The sequence below is a fragment of the Kitasatospora sp. NPDC033851 genome (assembly GCF_055576085.1).
Window position 1 is genome coordinate 345,701 of sequence record NZ_JBVIRL010000002.1, and the last position, 17,617, is coordinate 363,317.

19 protein-coding genes are annotated in these 17,617 nt (G+C 71.6%); 15 read left to right on the top strand and 4 right to left on the bottom strand.

Features of this window, described 5'->3' with window-relative positions:
- The gene (locus tag ACZ51D_RS04735; protein ID WP_465617583.1) at positions 1–1,050 is read left to right on the top strand and encodes a PadR family transcriptional regulator; all 1,050 of its coding nucleotides are present in this window, start codon (positions 1–3) and stop codon (positions 1,048–1,050) included.
- 69 nt (positions 1,051–1,119) lie between these two features.
- Here ACZ51D_RS04735 and ACZ51D_RS04740 read toward each other — a convergent pair whose 3' ends face one another.
- Together ACZ51D_RS04740 and ACZ51D_RS04745 are read right to left on the bottom strand one after the other, a co-directional pair.
- Positions 1,120–2,082 (bottom strand): zinc-binding dehydrogenase, encoded by a 963-nt coding sequence (locus ACZ51D_RS04740; RefSeq protein WP_465661221.1) that lies wholly within the window; start codon positions 2,080–2,082, stop codon positions 1,120–1,122.
- Positions 2,083–2,328: 246 nt separating this feature from the next.
- Positions 2,329–3,522, bottom strand: a complete 1,194-nt coding sequence (locus tag ACZ51D_RS04745; RefSeq protein WP_360510030.1) for an NAD(P)-dependent malic enzyme — start codon at positions 3,520–3,522, stop codon at positions 2,329–2,331.
- Between the two features lie 587 nt (positions 3,523–4,109).
- Between ACZ51D_RS04745 and ACZ51D_RS04750 the strand changes: the two genes are divergently transcribed.
- From ACZ51D_RS04750 to ACZ51D_RS04770, 5 genes are all read left to right on the top strand, one after another.
- A complete protein-coding gene (locus ACZ51D_RS04750) occupies positions 4,110–5,036 on the top strand; it encodes an ABC transporter substrate-binding protein (protein WP_465661223.1) in 927 nt (308 codons plus the stop codon).
- Positions 5,037–5,445: 409 nt separating this feature from the next.
- On the top strand, positions 5,446–6,372 hold the full coding sequence (locus ACZ51D_RS04755; RefSeq protein WP_465617577.1) for an ABC transporter substrate-binding protein: 927 nt from the start codon (positions 5,446–5,448) through the stop codon (positions 6,370–6,372).
- A 37-nt stretch (positions 6,373–6,409) separates the two neighbouring features.
- The gene (locus ACZ51D_RS04760) at positions 6,410–7,384 is read left to right on the top strand and encodes an amino acid ABC transporter permease (protein ID WP_465617575.1); all 975 of its coding nucleotides are present in this window, start codon (positions 6,410–6,412) and stop codon (positions 7,382–7,384) included.
- Positions 7,381–8,184 carry an amino acid ABC transporter ATP-binding protein gene (locus ACZ51D_RS04765; RefSeq protein ID WP_360510034.1) on the top strand — a complete coding sequence of 268 codons (804 nt, stop codon included), beginning with the start codon at positions 7,381–7,383 and terminating at the stop codon, positions 8,182–8,184. Before ACZ51D_RS04760 ends, ACZ51D_RS04765 begins: the two co-directional genes overlap by 4 nt.
- A gap of 112 nt (positions 8,185–8,296) precedes the next feature.
- Positions 8,297–8,884, top strand: coding sequence for a CGNR zinc finger domain-containing protein (locus ACZ51D_RS04770; RefSeq protein ID WP_360505761.1), 588 nt, complete (start codon positions 8,297–8,299; stop codon positions 8,882–8,884).
- 42 nt (positions 8,885–8,926) lie between these two features.
- On the opposite strand, the gene sodX is transcribed toward ACZ51D_RS04770, so the two are convergent.
- Positions 8,927–9,289, bottom strand: coding sequence for a nickel-type superoxide dismutase maturation protease (gene sodX / locus ACZ51D_RS04775; RefSeq protein ID WP_396287770.1), 363 nt, complete (start codon positions 9,287–9,289; stop codon positions 8,927–8,929).
- 257 nt (positions 9,290–9,546) lie between these two features.
- On the opposite strand from sodX, the gene sodN reads away from it, so the two are divergent.
- The 8 genes from sodN to ACZ51D_RS04815 all read left to right on the top strand — a co-directional run bounded on the left by sodN (position 9,547) and on the right by ACZ51D_RS04815 (position 16,023).
- Positions 9,547–9,942 (top strand): superoxide dismutase, Ni, encoded by a 396-nt coding sequence (sodN, locus tag ACZ51D_RS04780; RefSeq protein WP_218203467.1) that lies wholly within the window; start codon positions 9,547–9,549, stop codon positions 9,940–9,942.
- Positions 9,943–10,286: 344 nt separating this feature from the next.
- Positions 10,287–11,354: a FecCD family ABC transporter permease gene (locus ACZ51D_RS04785; protein ID WP_465617572.1), complete on the top strand. Its 1,068-nt coding sequence runs from the start codon at positions 10,287–10,289 to the stop codon at positions 11,352–11,354.
- A gap of 41 nt (positions 11,355–11,395) precedes the next feature.
- Complete coding sequence (locus tag ACZ51D_RS04790) at positions 11,396–12,190, top strand: ABC transporter ATP-binding protein (protein ID WP_465617778.1); 795 nt, start codon at positions 11,396–11,398, stop codon at positions 12,188–12,190.
- A gap of 70 nt (positions 12,191–12,260) precedes the next feature.
- The gene (locus ACZ51D_RS04795) at positions 12,261–13,253 is read left to right on the top strand and encodes an ABC transporter substrate-binding protein (RefSeq protein WP_465661225.1); all 993 of its coding nucleotides are present in this window, start codon (positions 12,261–12,263) and stop codon (positions 13,251–13,253) included.
- An 88-nt stretch (positions 13,254–13,341) separates the two neighbouring features.
- On the top strand, positions 13,342–13,725 hold the full coding sequence (locus ACZ51D_RS04800; protein ID WP_465617568.1) for a nuclear transport factor 2 family protein: 384 nt from the start codon (positions 13,342–13,344) through the stop codon (positions 13,723–13,725).
- A 10-nt stretch (positions 13,726–13,735) separates the two neighbouring features.
- On the top strand, positions 13,736–14,212 hold the full coding sequence (locus ACZ51D_RS04805; RefSeq protein WP_360505745.1) for a GNAT family N-acetyltransferase: 477 nt from the start codon (positions 13,736–13,738) through the stop codon (positions 14,210–14,212).
- 214 nt (positions 14,213–14,426) lie between these two features.
- Positions 14,427–14,837, top strand: a complete 411-nt coding sequence (locus ACZ51D_RS04810; RefSeq protein ID WP_360505742.1) for an ATP-binding protein — start codon at positions 14,427–14,429, stop codon at positions 14,835–14,837.
- Positions 14,838–15,012: 175 nt separating this feature from the next.
- Positions 15,013–16,023 (top strand): RNA polymerase sigma factor SigF, encoded by a 1,011-nt coding sequence (locus tag ACZ51D_RS04815; protein ID WP_465617566.1) that lies wholly within the window; start codon positions 15,013–15,015, stop codon positions 16,021–16,023.
- Positions 16,024–16,083: 60 nt separating this feature from the next.
- Here the strand turns inward: ACZ51D_RS04815 and ACZ51D_RS04820 are convergent, their stop codons facing one another.
- Entirely contained in the window at positions 16,084–16,512 is a 429-nt protein-coding gene (locus ACZ51D_RS04820) for a hypothetical protein (protein WP_360505736.1), read from the bottom strand.
- Between the two features lie 50 nt (positions 16,513–16,562).
- On the opposite strand from ACZ51D_RS04820, the gene ACZ51D_RS04825 reads away from it, so the two are divergent.
- On the top strand, positions 16,563–17,534 hold the full coding sequence (locus tag ACZ51D_RS04825; protein WP_360505733.1) for a diacylglycerol/lipid kinase family protein: 972 nt from the start codon (positions 16,563–16,565) through the stop codon (positions 17,532–17,534).
- The last annotated feature ends 83 nt before the right edge of the window (positions 17,535–17,617 follow it).

A 17,617-nucleotide genomic window follows, 5' to 3' on the forward strand; every position in this document is an offset into this window, starting at 1 on the left:
ATGACCCCCGTGTTCGGCCACGGCCGGCTCCGGCTCTACCTGCTGAAGCTGCTGGACGAAGCCCCGCGGCACGGCTACGAGGTGATCCGCCTGCTGGAGGAGCGGTTCCAGGGCCTGTACGCCCCCTCGGCCGGGACGGTCTACCCGCGGCTGGCCAAGCTGGAACAGGAGGGCCTGGTCAGCCACAGCACCGAGGGCGGCCGCAAGGTCTACCGGCTCACCGACGCCGGTCGCGCCGAACTCGAAGCCCGGCAGACCGAGTTGGAAGAGCTGGAGCTGGAGATCCGGGACTCCGTGGCGCAGCTCGCCGGGGCGATCCGCGAGGACGTCCGGGACAGCGCCAAGGACCTGCGCGAGGAGCTGTGGAAGGCCGCCAAGCAGGCGCCCCGGCCGGACCGCGCCGAGAGCCCGGGCGACCCGTGGGCCGGCCCCTGGGGCGACAACGAGTCCTGGCAGCGCGCCAAGGAGGAGTTCGCCCAGTTCAAGCGGCACGCCAAGGAGCAGGCCAAGCGCGCCCGGGAGCAGGAGAAGGCCGCCAAGGCCAAGGCGAAGGCCGCCGAGGAGGAGGCCCGCCGGCTGCGCGAGCAGGCCAAGGCCTCACGCACCGCCGCGCAGCAGGAGGCGCTGCGGATCAAGCGCCGGGTCGAGCAGCAGGTGCGCGAGCACGCCGCGAAGGGCGACTGGCCGACCGGGCTGGCCGAGGGCCTGGCCGAGCTGACCAAGGGCCTGTCCGGCCTGGCCGACGCGGCCCGCTGGGGCCACCCGTCGGACGGGCCCGCCCCGTCGGACGAGCGGATCTCCGTGACCCGGATCGACCTGGACAAGGACGCCCCGGACACGGACGAGCGCACCGCCCCGGCCGACCTGCCCTCGTGGGCGCGCACCGACCCGGCCGAGGACCCGGCCCGCGAGCTGGAGCGGCTGCTCGACCGCTTCCGCGACCAGGTCCGCGACGCGGCCCGGGACGGCGGGGTGAGCACGGACAAGCTCGCCGAGGCCCGCTCGGTGCTGGGCGCCGCGGGCGAGCGGCTGAAGCGGCTGCTCGGCTGACGGCCGCAACGGCCGGCGTGCGAAGGATCCGGGCCCGGTGCTCCCGCGAGGAGCACCGGGCTCCTCGCGTCAGGGGTTGAGGACGATCTTGCCGAAGACATCGCCCTTGGCGAGCCGGGCGAAGCCGTCCCTGGCCTCGCTCAGCGGCAGCACCGAGTCGATCACCGGGCGGACGCCGGTGGTGGCGCAGAGCGCGAGCAGCCCGGCCAGCTCCTCCTTGGTGCCCATGGTCGAGCCGACCACCTTGAGCTCCAGGAAGAAGATCCGGTTCAGCTCGGTGGCGCTCGGGTTGGGGCCCGAGGTGGCACCCGAGATGACGATGGTGCCACCCGGGCGCAGCGACTTCACCGAGTGCGACCAGGTCGCGGCGCCGACGGTCTCCATCACCGCGTCGACCCGCGCGGGCAGCCGGGCGCCGCTCTCGAAGGCCGCGTCGGCGCCGAGTTCGACCGCCCGGCGGCGCTTGGCCTCGTCCCGGCCGGTGACCCAGACCCGCAGGCCGGCCGCCTTGCCGAGGACGATCAGCGCGGTCGCGACGCCGCCGCCCGCCCCCTGCACCAGGACGGTGTCACCGGGCTTGACCCCGGCGTTGGTGAACAGCATCCGGTAGGCCGTCAGCCAGGCGGTGGGCAGGCAGGCGGCCTCCTCGAAGCTCAGCTCGGCGGGCTTGGGCAGCAGGTTCCAGGTGGGGACGGCCACCTGCTGGGCGAAGGTGCCCTGGTAGCGCTCGGTCAGGATGGAGCGCGGCTCGGCGGGGCCCACCCCGTGGCCGGTCTGGCCGATGACCGAGTGGATGACCACCTCGTCGCCGTTCTCGTCGACGCCGGCCGCGTCGCACCCGAGGATCATCGGCAGCTTCTCGGCGGGCAGGCCGACCCCGCGCAGCGACCACAGGTCGTGGTGGTTGAGGCTGGCGGCCTTGACCGTGACCACGCTCCACCCGGGGCGGGCCTGCGGCTCGGGGAGCTCGCCCAACTCCAGTCCGCTGAGCGGGTCGTCGGCATCGATACGTGCGGCGTAGGCAGCAAACATGATCCGGACGATAGCGGCGACGGCCGGGGCCGGGAACCACGCGTAGGTGTGACGCGTGTCCCTGCTGTCACTCCCCCCGCTCGCCTCCGGGGCGCTCGGATCCGCTGCCGACGCTCGTCGCTCCGGCACTCGTTCCTCGCTTGTCGCTCCTCGCTTTCGGCAGCGGCGCGCCCTTCGGCTCGGGGGGCCGGCCCGGGGGCGCGGGGGAGCGGCCGTCGTGGCGGGCACGCTCCCCCGGGCACCGGTTCAGATCCGGGCGACGCCCTCCGCCCGGGCGGCCTCGGCGACGGCCTTGGTGACCGCCGGCGCGACCCGCTCGTCGAACGGCGAGGGGATGACCTTCTGCGGCGTCAGCTCGTCGGCGACCACGCCGGCCAGCGCCTTGGCGGCGGCCAGCTTCATGCCCTCGGTGATCCGGCTGGCCCGGACCTGGAGGGCGCCGGCGAAGATGCCGGGGAAGGCCAGCACGTTGTTGATCTGATTCGGGAAGTCGCTGCGGCCGGTGGCCACGACCGCCGCGTACTTGTGCGCGACCTCGGGGTGGATCTCCGGGTTGGGGTTGGCCATCGCGAAGACGAACGCGCCCTCGGCCATGGTGGCGACGACCTCCTCAGGCACGGTGCCGCCGGAGACGCCGATGAACACGTCGGCGCCGGCCAGCGCGTCGGCCAGCGAGCCCTTGAGGCCGGTGCGGTTGGTCCGCGCGGCGATCTCGGCCTTGACGTCGGTGAGGTCGCCGCGGCCTTCGTACACCACGCCCTTGCGGTCGCAGACCGCCACGTCGCCGATGCCGGCCGCCGCCAGCATCTTGGCGATGGCGATGCCGGCCGCGCCGGCGCCGGAGATGACGGCCCGCAGCGAGCCGATCTCGCGGCCGGTCACCTTGGCCGCGTTCCACAGGGCGGCGGTGGTGACGATCGCGGTGCCGTGCTGGTCGTCGTGGAAGACCGGGATGTCCAGGGCCTCCTGGAGCCGGCGCTCGATCTCGAAGCAGCGGGGGGCGGAGATGTCCTCCAGGTTGACGCCGCCGAAGGAGGGCGCCAGCCGGACCACGGTCTCGACGATCTCGTCGACCCCGGTGCAGGCGAGCGCGATCGGCACCGCGTCCACGCCGCCGAACTGCTTGAACAGGATGGCCTTGCCTTCCATCACGGGCAGCGAGGCCTGCGGGCCGATGTCGCCGAGGCCCAGCACCGCGGTGCCGTCGGTGACCACCGCGACGGTGTTGGCCTTCCAGGTGTAGTCGTTGACCAGCTCCGGCTGCTCGGCGATGGCCGTGCAGACGCGGGCGACACCGGGGGTGTAGGCGAGGGACAGGTCGTCCGCGTCGCGCACCGGGACGGTCGCCCGGATCTCCATCTTGCCGCCGCGGTGGAGCGCGAAAACCGCGTCGACCGGATCGTCGGTGTCCTGGGTGCTGCTGATGATCTCCGCTGCCACGATGACCTCTTCGTCATTGTTCTGGCGAGGACGCGTGACCGACGGGCAGGGCGACCCGGCCGAAAACCGGAAACCGGGTGCGCGAAGGCGGACCCGGGGCGGGGTCGGGGCGCTGCCGTCGGGCGGCGCCCTCGGATGAGGGTTTTTATGGGGTCTTGTGTTTGTCGGCGTCAGTACTACCGGGCCGAGCCTAGGTCGGACGAAGGCATCGCACCTATGCCTTTTCGTCCTCGTCACGTGCGGTTCATCGCCGCGCTGTCGCGTCCCAGGGGCCCGGTTTCGGAAGCGCCGGGCTCCGGCGGCGGCAACGGCATGAGCACACGCGCACCCGCAGGAGTGAACGCAGACGCAAGGGGGAGTCGGCACTCCGGATACGGAGTCACGTGAGGACTTCCGGTCCCGAGCACCCCGGGCCTGTCAGGGCCCGGCGGTCTGGTTCGAGCGTCCGGGGGTCACCCGGTACCGCATTCTGACATACCCGCCGCCGGGCCCGGCAGGCCGGGATGGCAGGATCGCTTGTCCGCCATTTCGCGTACACCACCGCGACACCGTGGCGACCGCACGTCCCTCCCACAGGAGCAGCCCTCATGCCTCACCCCCTTCCCGTCCGTCGTCCGGTCCTGGCCGGCGCCGTCCTGGCCACCGCCGGTGCCCTGCTGCTGACCGGTTGCGGAGGCGGCGGGCAGGCCGCCGCGGACGACCCGGTCAAGGACGTCCGCGACAAGCTGCCGAAGGCGCAGCGCTCGGCCGGGGTGCTGCGCATCGGCATGGACGTCAACTACGCGCCGGTGGAGTTCCGCGGCCAGGACGGCAAGCCGACCGGCCTCGACCCGGACCTCGCCACCGCCCTGGGCAAGATCCTCGACGTGCGGATCGAGTTCGTGGACACCACGTTCGACAAGCTGATACCGAACCTGCAGGGCAAGCAGTACGACGTGGCGATGTCGGCGCTCAGCGACATCCGCCAGCGCCGCGACGGCCTGGACGAGACCGGCAAGCAGGTCAACCCGGGCGTGGACTTCGTGGACTACTTCATCGCCGGCAGCTCGATCGTCGTGCCGAAGGGCAACCCCAAGGGGATCAAGACCCTGGACGACCTGTGCGGCAAGACCATCGCCTTCCAGCAGGGCACCACGCAGGACGAGATCGTCACCCGCCAGGTGGCGGTCTGCGCCCGCACCGGCCGCCTGCTGACCACGCACAGGCTGGAAAGCGACGCCAAGGCGCTGGCCGAGGTCGCCTCCGGTGCCGCCGCGGCCGGGCTGAACGACTTCCCGGTGGCCGCCTACGCGGCGAAGACGACCGACGGCGGCAGCCGCTTCGAGGTGACCGGCGGGCAGTCCACCTCCAACCCGTACGGGATCGCGGTGCGCAAGAGCGACACCGACCTGCGCGACGCGGTGGCCAAGGCGGTCGACCAGCTGATCCGCGGCGGCGAGTACGACAAGATCCTCACCAAGTGGGGCGTCAGCGCCGGCGCGGCGCAGAACGCCGTGGTCAACGGGGGCATCTGAGCGGGAGGGCGGCGGGCCTCCGGGGCTGAGCACAGAGGGATCTGCATACTTATGCGCAGGGTGACAGGGGCCCGGAATAAGTCCGAATAGCGGACAGTGCGACCCCTCGTTATCCGATTTTGATCTGGATGAGGGCCACCTGACCGTCATCAGATGGCAGGATTCCCCCCATCTCGGATCGAGCCGACCACTGGTCGAGGCGGTTCGGTCACGTCCACCTCGGCGGAGGGTGGCGGCAGCAGTACTCGTAGAACCCTGGGCGGTCCCAGCGTCCAGGCACTGCAGAACCCGGCCCGCACGTACGACGACTACGACGCACACCCGTACAGCGCCGTACGGCTCGCACCCCCGGTGCGCCGCTCCCGCGGCGCGTCCGCCCGACCTTCTCTCCCAGGAGGAGATCCCCCTCATGACCGCCCGTACCAAGCGCAACCGGCTCTTCGCGGCCGGTGTGGCTGCCGTCTCCGTCTCCCTCGCGCTGACCGGTTGCAGCAGCAGCAAGAGCGAGGGCAGCGGTGCCCCCAACGCCTCCGCGACCGTCAACGAGGTCAAGGCCGACCCCAATCTCGCCGCGCTCGTCCCGGACGACATCAAGGCGGCCGGCAAGCTCGTGGTGGGCGCGGACGCCTCGTACGCGCCGGACGAGTTCAAGGACGACAGCGGCAAGATCATCGGCATGGACGTCGACCTGGCCAACGCCATCGCCACCAAGCTCGGTCTGAAGGCCGAGGTCCAGGACTCCGGCTTCACCGCGATCATCCCCGGCATCCAGTCGAACAAGTTCCAGCTCGGCATGTCGTCCTTCACGGACAACAAGGAGCGCGAGCAGATCGTCGACATGGTCACCTACTTCAACTCCGGCAGCGCTGTCGCGGTGAAGAAGGGCAACCCGGAGAAGATCGACCCGAAGGACCTCTGCGGCAAGAAGGTCGCCGTCCAGACCGGCACCACCCAGGCCGACGAGATCAAGGACACCCGCAACCCGGACTGCGCCAAGGCCGGCAAGCCGGGCGTCCAGAACGACGGCGACAAGTTCGACCTCCAGACGGACGTCACCAACGCCGTGGTCTCCGGCCGCGACCAGGCGATGATGGCCGACTCCCAGGTCGTCGACTACGCGATCAAGCAGTCCGGCGGGCAGCTGGAGAAGGTCGGCGACACCTACGGCGTGGCCCCCTACGGTGTCGCCCTGGCCAAGGGCTCCAAGCTCAGCCCGGCCATCCAGGGTGCCGTCCAGTCGCTGATCGACGACGGCACCTACAAGCAGATCCTCACCAAGTGGGGCGTCGAGGCCGGTGCGATCGACAAGTCGACCGTCAACGGCGCCGTCAGCTGACCCCTCGTACGCTTCATCTCTCCCCCGAGGCCACACCGTGAACTCTTTGGACAAGGGGACGGAGGGACGGGGACGGCCTGAGACCATCAAGGCCGTCCCGGTCCGTCACCCCGGACGCTGGGCGGGCGCCGTCGTCATCGCCCTGCTCGCGGCGATGCTGCTGAGCGCTCTCTTCACCAACCCCGCTTTCAAGTGGGACATCGTCGGTCAGTACCTGTTCCACGACAGCATCCTGCACGGCATGGTCGTGACGCTGGAGCTGACCGCGCTCTCCATGCTCATGGGTGTGGTCGGCGGCGTCATCCTCGCGGTGATGCGCCTGTCCCCGAACCCGCTGCTTGCCGGCACCGCCTGGGTCTACATCTGGATCTTCCGCGGCACCCCGGTGCTGGTGCAGCTGGTGTTCTGGAACTTCCTCGGCCTGATCTGGGCCAAGCTGTCGATCGGCGTCCCGTGGGGACCGGAGTTCTGGTCCGGGCAGACCAACGTCCTGATCCCGACCTTCGTCGCCGCCCTGCTGGGCCTCGGCCTCAACGAGGCCGCCTACATGGCGGAGATCGTCCGCGGCGGCATCCAGTCGGTGGACGAGGGCCAGAGCGAGGCCGCGCACGCGCTCGGCATGAGCCGGTTCCAGACCATGCGGCGGATCGTCCTGCCGCAGGCCATGCGGGTGATCATCCCGCCGACCGGCAACGAGACCATCTCGATGCTGAAGACCACCTCGCTGGTCTCGGTGATCTCCCTGGAGGAGATCTTCCGGGCCGGCCAGGTCATCTACTCTCGGAACTACCAGAACATCCCGCTGCTGATCGTGGTCAGCCTCTGGTACCTGTTCTTCACCTCGGTGCTGACCATCGGCCAGTACTACATCGAGCGCCACTACGCCCGAGGCTCCAACCGCACCCTCCCGCCCACCCCGCTGCAGCGACTGCGGGGCCTGTTCGCCGGGAAGCCCGCCCCGAAGACGGACGCCGACGTCGTCCCGGGGCTCGAGGGAGGTGGTCACGTATGACCGATCTGACCAAGACCCCCGCCGACGGCGCCGGGTCGGCCGAGCCCATGGTCCGCGCCGAGAACGTGCACAAGTCCTACGGCCTGGTCGAGGTGCTCAAGGGCATCGACCTGGAGGTCAAGCAGGGCGAGGTGTTCTGCCTGATCGGCCCGTCCGGCTCCGGCAAGTCGACCTTCCTGCGGTGCATCAACCACCTGGAGAAGATCAACGGCGGCCGCCTCTGGGTGGACGGCGAGCTGGTCGGCTACCAGCAGCGGGGCGACAAGCTCCACGAGCTCAAGGACCGCGAGGTCGCCCTCAAGCGGCGCGACATCGGCATGGTCTTCCAGCGCTTCAACCTGTTCCCGCACATGACCGCCATGGAGAACGTCGTCGAGGCGCCGGTCCAGGTCAAGGGCGAGAGCAAGGCGGACGCCCGCGAGCGCGGGATGGCCCTGCTGGAGCGGGTCGGCCTCGCCGACAAGGCGAAGAACTACCCCTCCCAGCTCTCCGGCGGCCAGCAGCAGCGCGTCGCGATCGCCCGCGCGCTGGCCATGAAGCCCAAGCTGATGCTCTTCGACGAGCCCACCTCGGCGCTCGACCCGGAGCTGGTGGGCGACGTCCTCGACGTCATGCGCGGCCTCGCCGAGGAGGGCATGACGATGGTGGTCGTCACCCACGAGATGGGCTTCGCCCGCGAGGTCGGCGACGCGCTGGTGTTCATGGACGGCGGTGTGGTGGTCGAGTCCGGCAACCCCCGTGAGGTCCTCACGAACCCGCAGCACGAGCGCACCAGGGCCTTCCTCTCCAAGGTGCTCTGAATCCCTCCCGTCGGCGCCCGGCAGGCAGCTCCTGCCGGGCGCCGACGTTTTCCCCCTTCGGGTAATAGGCTGGAAGCAGCCAGCCCGTTACCGATCTTCTGGAAGGACCGCCGTGGAGCTCGCCTCGTACGCCGACCTCGCCGTTCGGCTGGTGAACACCGAGGAGCCGGAGCGCGGCACCGACACGCTGACCTCCGTGGAGGCGGTGCGCGCCCTGTTCTCCGACTCCTCCCGGGCCGCCGCGCTCGCCGACGAATCCGACCTGCCCCGGCTGCGGGCGGTCCGGACCCGGCTGCGCGGGGTCTTCGAAGCCGCCGCCGAAGGGGACGAGATCCGGGGCGTCGACCTGCTGAACAGCCTGCTGATGGAGTACCCCGTCAGCCCGCTGATCTCCGGGCACGACTACCTGGACGACGCCGGACGGCCGCGCTGGCACCTGCACCTGGCCGACAACTCGCCGACCGCCACCGCGCACTTCAGCGCGGTCGCCTGCATGGGCCTGGCCGTCCACCTGACCGAACTGGGCGCCGACCGGCTGGGCATCTGCCAGGCCGCGCCCTGCCGCAACGCCTACCTGGACACCTCGACCAACCGCTCCCGCCGCTACTGCTCGGACCGCTGCGCGACCCGGGCCAACGTCGCCGCCTACCGGGCCCGCAAGCGTCAGGAGGCGGAGGCCGCACTGGGCACCGGGGCGTAACAGCCGGGGCGCAGCGGTGGGGCGCAGCGGTGGGGCGCGCGGCTAGACCTCCTCCACCCAGACGCCGAGGCGGCGGGCCAGGCCCGGCACCCGGGCCAGCCGCGGGGCGAGCAGCAGCCGCTCCAGCCGGCGGCCCGGCGCCAGCCAGACCGGGCGCGGGCGCAACCGCAGCAGCACCCGGCCGAGCACCAGGTCGTCCGGGACCGCGCCGTAGCTGCGGCTGTCGCTGTCCACCGGGCGGTTGTCGGAGAGCAGCCACCAGCCCCCGGACCGGCGCTCGGCGGCCCGCTTCACCACCAGCAGGTCCTGCTGGAAGGGGTGCCGGAAGAGCACCACCGCCCCCGGCCGGATCGGCGCGCCGTAGCGGACCAGCAGCCGGTCGCCCTCGCGCAGGGTCGGGACCATCGACCGGCCCACCACGTCGACCAGTCCGAACGGCAGCGCGCCGCCCCGGGCCCGGCCCTCCGGTTCCGTGCTCCGTGCCACGACTCCTCCTCCGCGCCGACCGTCCCCAGTCTGCCGTACGGACCGTCACCTGTTCGATGTCCGGATTACCCCGGTTCCGGGTCCGCCTTTTGCCCTAGGCCCACCGCCCGATCGCGAAACCGCGAGGGCGGAAGGGTAATCTCGGGCGCGGGAAGACGATCTAAGGAAGGACTCCCATGTTCTCTCGTCTGTTTGCACCGCGTGCCACCGCTCACGCCCACTGTGACCTGCCCTGCGGCGTGTACGACCCGGCGCAGGCCCGGCTCGAGGCCGAGTCGGTGAAGGCCACCCAGGAGAAGTACCAGGCCAACGAGGACCCGCACTTCCGCGCCCGCGCCATCATCATCAAGGAGCAGCGCGCCGAGGCCGTCAAGCACCACATCTCGGTGCTGTGGAGCGACTACTTCAAGGCCCCGCACTTCGAGAAGTACCCGCAGCTGCACAAGCTGATCAACGACACCCTGAAGGCCGCCTCGGCCACCAAGGCGTCCACCGACCCGGCCACCGGCCAGGCCCTGCTGGACCTGATCGCCGAGGTCGACAAGATCTTCTGGGAGACCAAGCAGGCCTGAGCCTGACGCGTCGCCACCTGACCGCCCCCGTCCGCACCGCCGGACGGGGGCGGTCGTGCGTTCACGTCCGACCCGACCCCGGTAAGGGTTGCTGACCATGAGTGCCTGTTATGCTGCCGGGGCGTCCGAGGGGGAAGTCCGGTGTGAATCCGGCGCTGACCCGCAACGGTGAGCGCGGCCCGTACCAGCGGTACGGCCGCGCCAGCCCGATCGCCCCCGGCCGCTGACCTCCCGACAACTCGCCGCGGACTGCGAGGGGAACGGCGCCCGGGCACGCCTCCGGCCGGCGCCCGCCCCGGCGCACCCGCGGCCCGAGGCAAGGCGCACCCGTGAACCGCCCACCCGTGAACCGCGCAACCGGCGGCCCGCCCGTCCGCCGCATACCCGCGCTCCCGCTCGCCGTCGGCCTCGCCGCCGCCCTGCTGCTCTCCGTGGTCTGCGGAGTCGCGTTCGGCTCCTCCGGGATCGGACTCCCCCACGTGCTGCGGCTGCTGGGCGCCGGGCTGACGGGCGGTCGGCTGGACACGGACGAGGCGGCCGCGTACGCCATCGTCTGGGAGATCCGGCTGCCGCGCACCGTCCTGGCCGCCGTGGTCGGCGCCGGGCTGGCCGCCACCGGCGTCACCGTCCAGGCCCTGGTGCGCAACGCGCTCGCCGACCCCTTCGTCCTCGGCATCTCCTCCGGCGCGGCCGTCGGCGCCAACGCCGTCCTTCTGTTCGGCGCCTTCGCCTCGCTCGGGGTGTGGGCGGTCTCCGCCTCCGCCTTCGGCTCCGCGCTGGCCGCGATGACGCTGGTCTACCTCGCCGCCCGTACCGCGTACGGGCTCACCCCGCTGCGACTGGTGCTCACCGGCACCGCCCTGTCCTACGGCTTCTCCGCCGCCACCACCCTGATGGTCTTCGCCGCCGACCGCGGCGAAGCCGCCCGGGACGCCATGATGTGGCTGCTCGGCAGCCTCGGCGGCGCCACCTGGGGCTCGGTGCCGATCGCCGCCTGCACCGTGCTGGCCGGCCTGGCCTACCTCGCCCGCACCGCCGGCCGGCTGGACGCGCTCGCCATGGGCGACGAGACCTCCGCCTCGCTCGGCGTGGACCCGGACCGGCTGCGCCGCGAGCTGTTCGTGGTGACCGCCGCCGTCACCGGCACGGTGGTCGCGGTCAGCGGGGCGATCGGCTTCGTCGGACTGCTGGTGCCGCACCTCGCGCGGATGCTGGTCGGCGCCGGGCACCACCGGGTGCTGCTGGTCGCGCCGCTCGCCGGGGCCCTGCTGCTGGTCTGGGTGGACATCGCCTCCCGCACCCTGCTGGCGCCCGCCGAACTGCCCGTCGGGGTGTTCACCGCCGTGCTCGGCGTGCCCGCCTTCCTGCTGATGATGCGCCGCCGCGGCCAGGCCTTCGGAGGCCGACGGTGACCGACGCGGCCCGCACGACCGACCGGGCCGACGCGGCCGACCTGACGACGGCCCAGGACCTCGACGTCGACACCGTCTCGGTGGAGCTGGCCGGCACCCGGCTGGTCCACGAGGTGAACCTGGCGGCCGCCGCCGGGCAGGTGGTCGGACTGGTCGGACCCAACGGCAGCGGCAAGTCGACCCTGCTGCGCTGCGTCTACCGGGTGCTGAAGCCGGCCGGCGGGGCCGTCCGGCTGGCCGGCGACGACCTGCACGCGCTCTCCGCCCGCGAGACGGCCCGGCGGGTGTCCGCGCTGACCCAGGAGCACTCCGCCGAGTTCGACTTCACGGTGGCCGAGGTGGTCGCCATGGGCCGGCTGCCGCACCGGCGCGGCCTCGGCGGCCCGACCGACGGGGACCGGGAGCGCTGCGCCGGGGCACTGCGCAAGGTCCGGGCCGGACACCTCGCCGACCGGGGCTTCCTGAGCCTGTCCGGGGGCGAGAAGCAGCGGGTGCTGTTCGCCCGCGCGCTGGTCCAGGAGCCGCGGCTGCTGGTGCTCGACGAACCCACCAACCACCTCGACATCGCCCACCAGTTGGAGGTCCTGGCGCTGGCCCGGGAGGCCGGCCCGACGGTGCTCACCGCGCTGCACGACCTCAACCTGGCGGCGAGCCACTGCGACCTGCTGTACGTCCTGCGGGCCGGCCGGATCGTCGCCTCCGGACCGCCCGGCGAGGTGCTCCGGCCCGCCCTGCTGGCCGAGGTGTTCGGCGTCCGGGCCACCCCGGTCCGGCACCCGGAGACCGGCGCCCTCCAGCTGCTGTTCGACCGCCTCGACCGCTCCCCCGACGCCTGAACGACCGAAGCCCGGACCCCCGAAGCCCGAAGCCCTAACCACCGAAGCCTGACCCACCGAAGGAACCACCGTGCGCACCAAGGCCGTTGCCACCGCCGCCCTGCTCGTCCTCGGGCTCACCGCCTGCGGAGCGGAGATCGCCCCGAGGGAGGCCGCCGTCGGCTCCGCCCACTACCCGGTGACCGTGGAGAACTGCGGCGACCGGCTGACCTTCCCGCAGAAGCCCGCCCGGGTGGTCACCAACGACGTCAACATCACCGAGCTGATGCTCTCCCTGGGCCTCGCCGACCGGATGGCCGGCTACGTCATGCCCGACGACAAGGGCAAGATCGACCAGGTGCCCTGGAAGGACGGCTACCAGCAGACCACGTGGCTCTCCAAGCAGCGGCTCACCAAGGAGATCGCGCTGGACGCCAGGGCCGACCTCGTCTTCGCCGGCTGGCACTACGGCTTCGACGAGGGCACCGGCGTCACCCCGCAGGCGTTCAAGGCCCTCGGCATCGACTCGTACGTGCTCAGCGAGTCCTGCCGCAGCGGCAAGGGCGCCGAGCGCGGCGTGATGGACCCGCTGGAGGCGCTCTACACCGACCTGGCCAACCTCGGCGAGATCTTCGACGTCAAGGACCGCGCCGACCGGCTGATCGCCGACTCCAGGGCCCGGATCGCCGCCGTCCCGCAGCCCGGGCACCGCCCGTCCGTCTTCCTGTACGACAGCGGGCAGGACAAGCCCTACACCGCCGGGAAGTTCGCCGCCGCCGACGAGATCATCGCCAAGGCCGGCGGGACCAACATCATGGGCGACCTCGCCGACACCTGGGTCACCGCCGGCTGGGAGAGCGTGGTGCGGCGCGACCCGGAGGTGATCGTGATCAACGACTACGCGACCCCGGGCGCCGAGGAGAAGCGGAAGTTCCTCATGTCCTTCCCGCCGCTGGCCGACGTCTCCGCGATCAGGAACGGCCGGATCTTCGTACTGGACTACGTCGACCTGGTGGAGAGCCCGCGCAACCCCGCCGCGATCGCCACCCTGGCCGACTACCTGCGCACCGCACCGGCCCGCTGACCGGCCCGGATCCGGCCCGCTCCGGTCCGCGGCGCCGGGCGTACGCTCGAGATACGAGCCGACGGACCCCGACCGGAGGAGCGAGATCATGACCACCATGGCGGCCCCCGCCGCCTTCGACACCCGCGCCCTGCGCGAGGGCATCGAGCGCTGCGACGCCGAGGCCCTCCTGGCGCTCTACGCGGAGGACGCCGAACTGCGCATGGTCGACCGCAAGACCCAGCCCAGCCACCCCCTGGTGATGCACGGCCGGGAGGAGATCGGCGCCATGCTGGGCGACATCTACGGCCGCGAGATGACCCACAAGCTGGAGCAGGTGGTCGTCCAGGACGACCACGTCGCCTTCCTGGAGTCCTGCCGCTATCCGGACGGCGTCCGGGTGCTGATGTCCTCGATGGCCGACCTGCGGGACGGGCGGATCGTCGACCAGACCTCGATCCAGGCCTGGGACGAGACGGTGCCCGAGCAGTAGGCTCGCAGGCATGATCCGCACCGCTGTCGCCACCGACGTCCCCGTCATCCACGCCATGATCCGTGAGCTCGCGGAGTACGAGAAGGCCGCGCACGAGGCGGTGGCCACCGAGGAGCAGCTGCGCGAGGCGCTGTTCGGTGCCGACCCGGCGGTGTTCGGCCTGGTCGCGGAGGACGAGGGCACCGGCGAGCCGGTGGGCTTCGCGCTCTGGTTCCGCAACTTCTCGACCTGGCGCGGCACCCACGGGATCTACCTGGAGGACCTGTACGTCCGCCCGGAGGCGCGTGGCGGCGGCCACGGCAAGGCCCTGCTGCTGGAGCTCGCCCGGATCGCCGTGGAGCGCGGCTACTCCCGGGTGGAGTGGTCGGTGCTGGACTGGAACCAGCCGTCGATCGACTTCTACAAGTCGCTCGGCGCGGTACCGATGGACGAGTGGACCGTGTACCGGCTCACCGACGAGGCGCTCGCCTCCGCCGGCCGCCGCTGAACGGACCGGAACAGTCCGGGAAAGGGTCTGCCACCCTGCGTCGCAATGCCTTACCATCAGTAACTCCCGAACCGGGTGCGGTAGGACAGAGCGATGGCGGACCCGCGAACCGGTGCCCCCTGACAAGGGGTGGCAAGGTGCCCCTTTAGGGGGTGGCCGGCAGGGGTAACAAGCGGGTACCAAGCAAGCACAGTGCGTCACCCAGGAGGCAAGGGTGTCCAAGATCGACAGCGATCTCGGTGTTCAGGATTTCGTGGAGGTCCGGCTCCCCGCGGCGGGGGCCTACCTCTCCGTGCTGCGAACAGCGACGGCCGGGTTGGCGGCCCGGCTGGACTTCACCCTCGACGAGATCGAGGATCTGCGGATCGCGGTCGACGAGGCCTGCGCCATCCTGCTCCAGCAGGCGGTGCCCGGCTCCGTACTGTCCTGCGAATTCCGACTGGTCGGCGACTCGCTGAAGGTGACCGTCGCCGCCCCGACCACCGACGGCAAGGCCCCCGAGCGGGACACCTTCGCCTGGACCGTGCTCTCCGCGCTGGCCGGCGAGGTCGACTCCTCGGTCGGCGAGGACAAGACCGTGTCCATCAGCCTGCACAAGAAGCGCGGCGGGTCCACCGCCCACTGACCGGGCGCCGAACCGCACCGAGCAGCACCGAGCAGCACCCGCGCAAGGGCCGTCCACCGCACTCCCTCCGGGGCTCGGCGGGCGGCTCCCGGTACCGCCTCCGGGCGGTACGACCAACGAGACGATTCCGGGGCCCTCGGCCCCGGTGCTCCCGGAACGGAACGGGGGAATGGCCGTGAGTGATCTGGACCGTACCGGCCTCGCGACGGCGGGACCTGCCGTACCGACCCAGGCGAGCGTTCCCGGCCTCGCCGCCAACGACGAAGCGCACCCGAAGGACGCCCACCGGATGAGCCACCCGACCGAGCCGACGTCTGAGCCGACGCCCGACTCCGTACCCCCGCCGGATCCGGCGGACCGGGCGGAGGAGACGGCCGAGGCGGAGCCGCACGCCCCTGCGGTGCCCGCCCAGGGCGCGCACCGCAGCGGCGCCCCGGACCGGGAGGCCGCCCGCGCGCTGTTCGTCCGCCTGTCCGGGCTGCCCGAAGGCTCGCCGGAGCGGGTCGAGCTGCGCAACCAGCTGGTGCGGATGCACATCCCGCTGGTCGAGCACCTGGCCCGGCGCTTCCGCAACCGGGGCGAGCCGCTGGACGACCTCACCCAGGTCGCCACCATCGGCCTGATCAAGTCGGTGGACCGCTTCGACCACGAGCGCGGGGTCGAGTTCTCCACCTACGCGACGCCGACCATCGTCGGGGAGATCAAGCGGCACTTCCGCGACAAGGGCTGGGCGGTGCGCGTCCCGCGCCGCCTGCAGGAGCTGCGGCTGTCGCTCACCACGGCGACCAGCGAGCTCTCCCAGCGGCACGGCCGCTCCCCCACGGTGCACGAGCTGGCCGAGCACCTGGGGATCTCCGAGGAGGACGTCCTGGAGGGCCTGGAGTCCGCCAACGCGTACTCCACGCTGTCCCTGGACGTGCCGGACAGCGACGACGAGTCGCCGGCCGTCGCGGACACCCTGGGCGCCACCGACGAGGCGCTGGAGGGCGTCGAGTACCGCGAGTCGCTCAAGCCGCTGCTGGCCCAACTGCCGCCCCGGGAGCAGAAGATCCTGGTGCTGCGGTTCTTCCGGAACATGACCCAGTCGCAGATCGCCGCCGAGGTGGGGATCTCCCAGATGCACGTCTCCCGGCTGCTCGCCCGGACGCTGGCCCAGCTGCGGGAGAAGCTCCTGGTGGAGGAGTAGGACTGACGGCCGCTCAGCTCCGGCTGCGCGGCCGTCCGGTCCCCCGGCGGTCCTGCGTGCTCAGTCCTCGGACGGGGCGTACAGGGCCGCCGTCGACTTCGGGCTCAGCAGCGAGCCGATGCCCACCAGCCCGAGCAGGCCGACCAGCACGCCGACGCCGATCATCGCGCCGCCGCTCTGGATCATGTAGTAGGCGACCGGCAGGCAGATCGAGTTGGTCAGCACCGCCGGGCTGCGGCCCCAGCGGCGCTCCTTCAGCAGCGCGCGGGCGGCCAGCACCGGCAGCACGCCGAGCAGCACGATGACCACGCCGCCGAACTCGTTCAGGGCCAGCTGCTTGGACTGGCCGGACAGTGCGGCCACCATGTCCCAGACGCCGACGACGGCCAGCGCGGCGCCCTCCAGGGCGGTGATGGCGGCGCCCAGGGTCAGGGACGCCGGACGGCCGGAGTCGGCCGCGGGTACGGGTGCGGAGGTTTCTGCGGTCACTCCAGCAGGGTAGCCGCCGGTTGGTCCGTACCGACCCGTAGGCTTTCCCCATGCGCGCTCTCCTGGTCGTGAACCACAAGGCCACCACCACCAGTGGCCGGACCAGGGACGTCCTGATCCACGCGCTGCGCAGCGACCTCAAGCTGGAGGTGGCCGAGACGCAGTACCGGGGGCACGCGCGCGACCTGGCCCGCGAGGCGGCGGAGGACGGCACGGTCGACCTGGTGGTGGCACTGGGCGGCGACGGCACCGTCAACGAAGTGGTGAACGGGCTGCTGGCGCACGGCCCGGGCGAGAAGGTCCCGCGACTGGCCGTGGTGCCGGGCGGTTCGACCAATGTGTTCGCCCGCGCGCTGGGCCTGCCCAACGACCCGGTGGAGGCCACCGGCGCCCTGCTGCACGCGCTGGAGGGCAAGCGGGAGCGCCCGATCGGGCTGGGCAAGGCGATGAGCGACGGGCTGCCGGACCGCTGGTTCACCTTCACCGCCGGGCTCGGCTTCGACGCCGGTGTGGTCGGCCGGGTCGAGGAGCAGCGCCGGGCCGGGCACAGGTCCACCCACGCCCTCTACGTCAAGCAGGCGATCCGGCACTACTTCACCCAGCGTGAGCACCGCCGATCCGGCCCGGTTTCCCTTGAGCTGCCGGGCCACGAGGCCGTTCCGGGGCTCGTGCTGTCGATAGTCAGCAACACCTCGCCGTGGACGTTCCTCGGCAACCGTCCGGTCTATCCCTCACCGCTCGCCTCCTTCGACACGGATCTCGACGTCTTCGGGATCACCCGAATGACGGCGTTCGGTACAGCTCGAACGATCCGTCAGATCCTGCGGTCGCACGCCCCTTCGAGCGATGGCGCACCGCCGGCCGGCCCGTCCGGGAAGCACGTCGTCTCCTACCACGACGTCCGACACTTCACCTTGGTTTCAGAGGAACCGACCCCGTTCCAGGTCGACGGCGACCATCTTGGGGACAGGAGTCGCGTCAGTTTCACAGGCGTACGGCGGGCACTGCGTGTGATTGTGTGACCGGAAGTGGGGTTCGCCCTTCTTCTCGAACGCACAAGCCCCCTTCACTCCATAGAAGTACTGGCTGTGAGCTAGGCGACACC

Coding starts and splice junctions, on each gene's coding strand:
- ACZ51D_RS04800 (WP_465617568.1), top strand. CDS start 13,342: ATGACCACCATGGCGGCCCCCGCCGCCTTCGACACCCGCGCCCTGCGC.
- ACZ51D_RS04765 (WP_360510034.1), top strand. CDS start 7,381: ATGACCGATCTGACCAAGACCCCCGCCGACGGCGCCGGGTCGGCCGAG.
- ACZ51D_RS04750 (WP_465661223.1), top strand. CDS start 4,110: ATGCCTCACCCCCTTCCCGTCCGTCGTCCGGTCCTGGCCGGCGCCGTC.
- ACZ51D_RS04735 (WP_465617583.1), top strand. CDS start 1: ATGACCCCCGTGTTCGGCCACGGCCGGCTCCGGCTCTACCTGCTGAAG.
- ACZ51D_RS04740 (WP_465661221.1), bottom strand. CDS start 2,082: ATGTTTGCTGCCTACGCCGCACGTATCGATGCCGACGACCCGCTCAGC.
- ACZ51D_RS04805 (WP_360505745.1), top strand. CDS start 13,736: ATGATCCGCACCGCTGTCGCCACCGACGTCCCCGTCATCCACGCCATG.
- ACZ51D_RS04755 (WP_465617577.1), top strand. CDS start 5,446: ATGACCGCCCGTACCAAGCGCAACCGGCTCTTCGCGGCCGGTGTGGCT.
- sodN (WP_218203467.1), top strand. CDS start 9,547: ATGTTCTCTCGTCTGTTTGCACCGCGTGCCACCGCTCACGCCCACTGT.
- sodX (WP_396287770.1), bottom strand. CDS start 9,289: ATGGTCCCGACCCTGCGCGAGGGCGACCGGCTGCTGGTCCGCTACGGC.
- ACZ51D_RS04825 (WP_360505733.1), top strand. CDS start 16,563: ATGCGCGCTCTCCTGGTCGTGAACCACAAGGCCACCACCACCAGTGGC.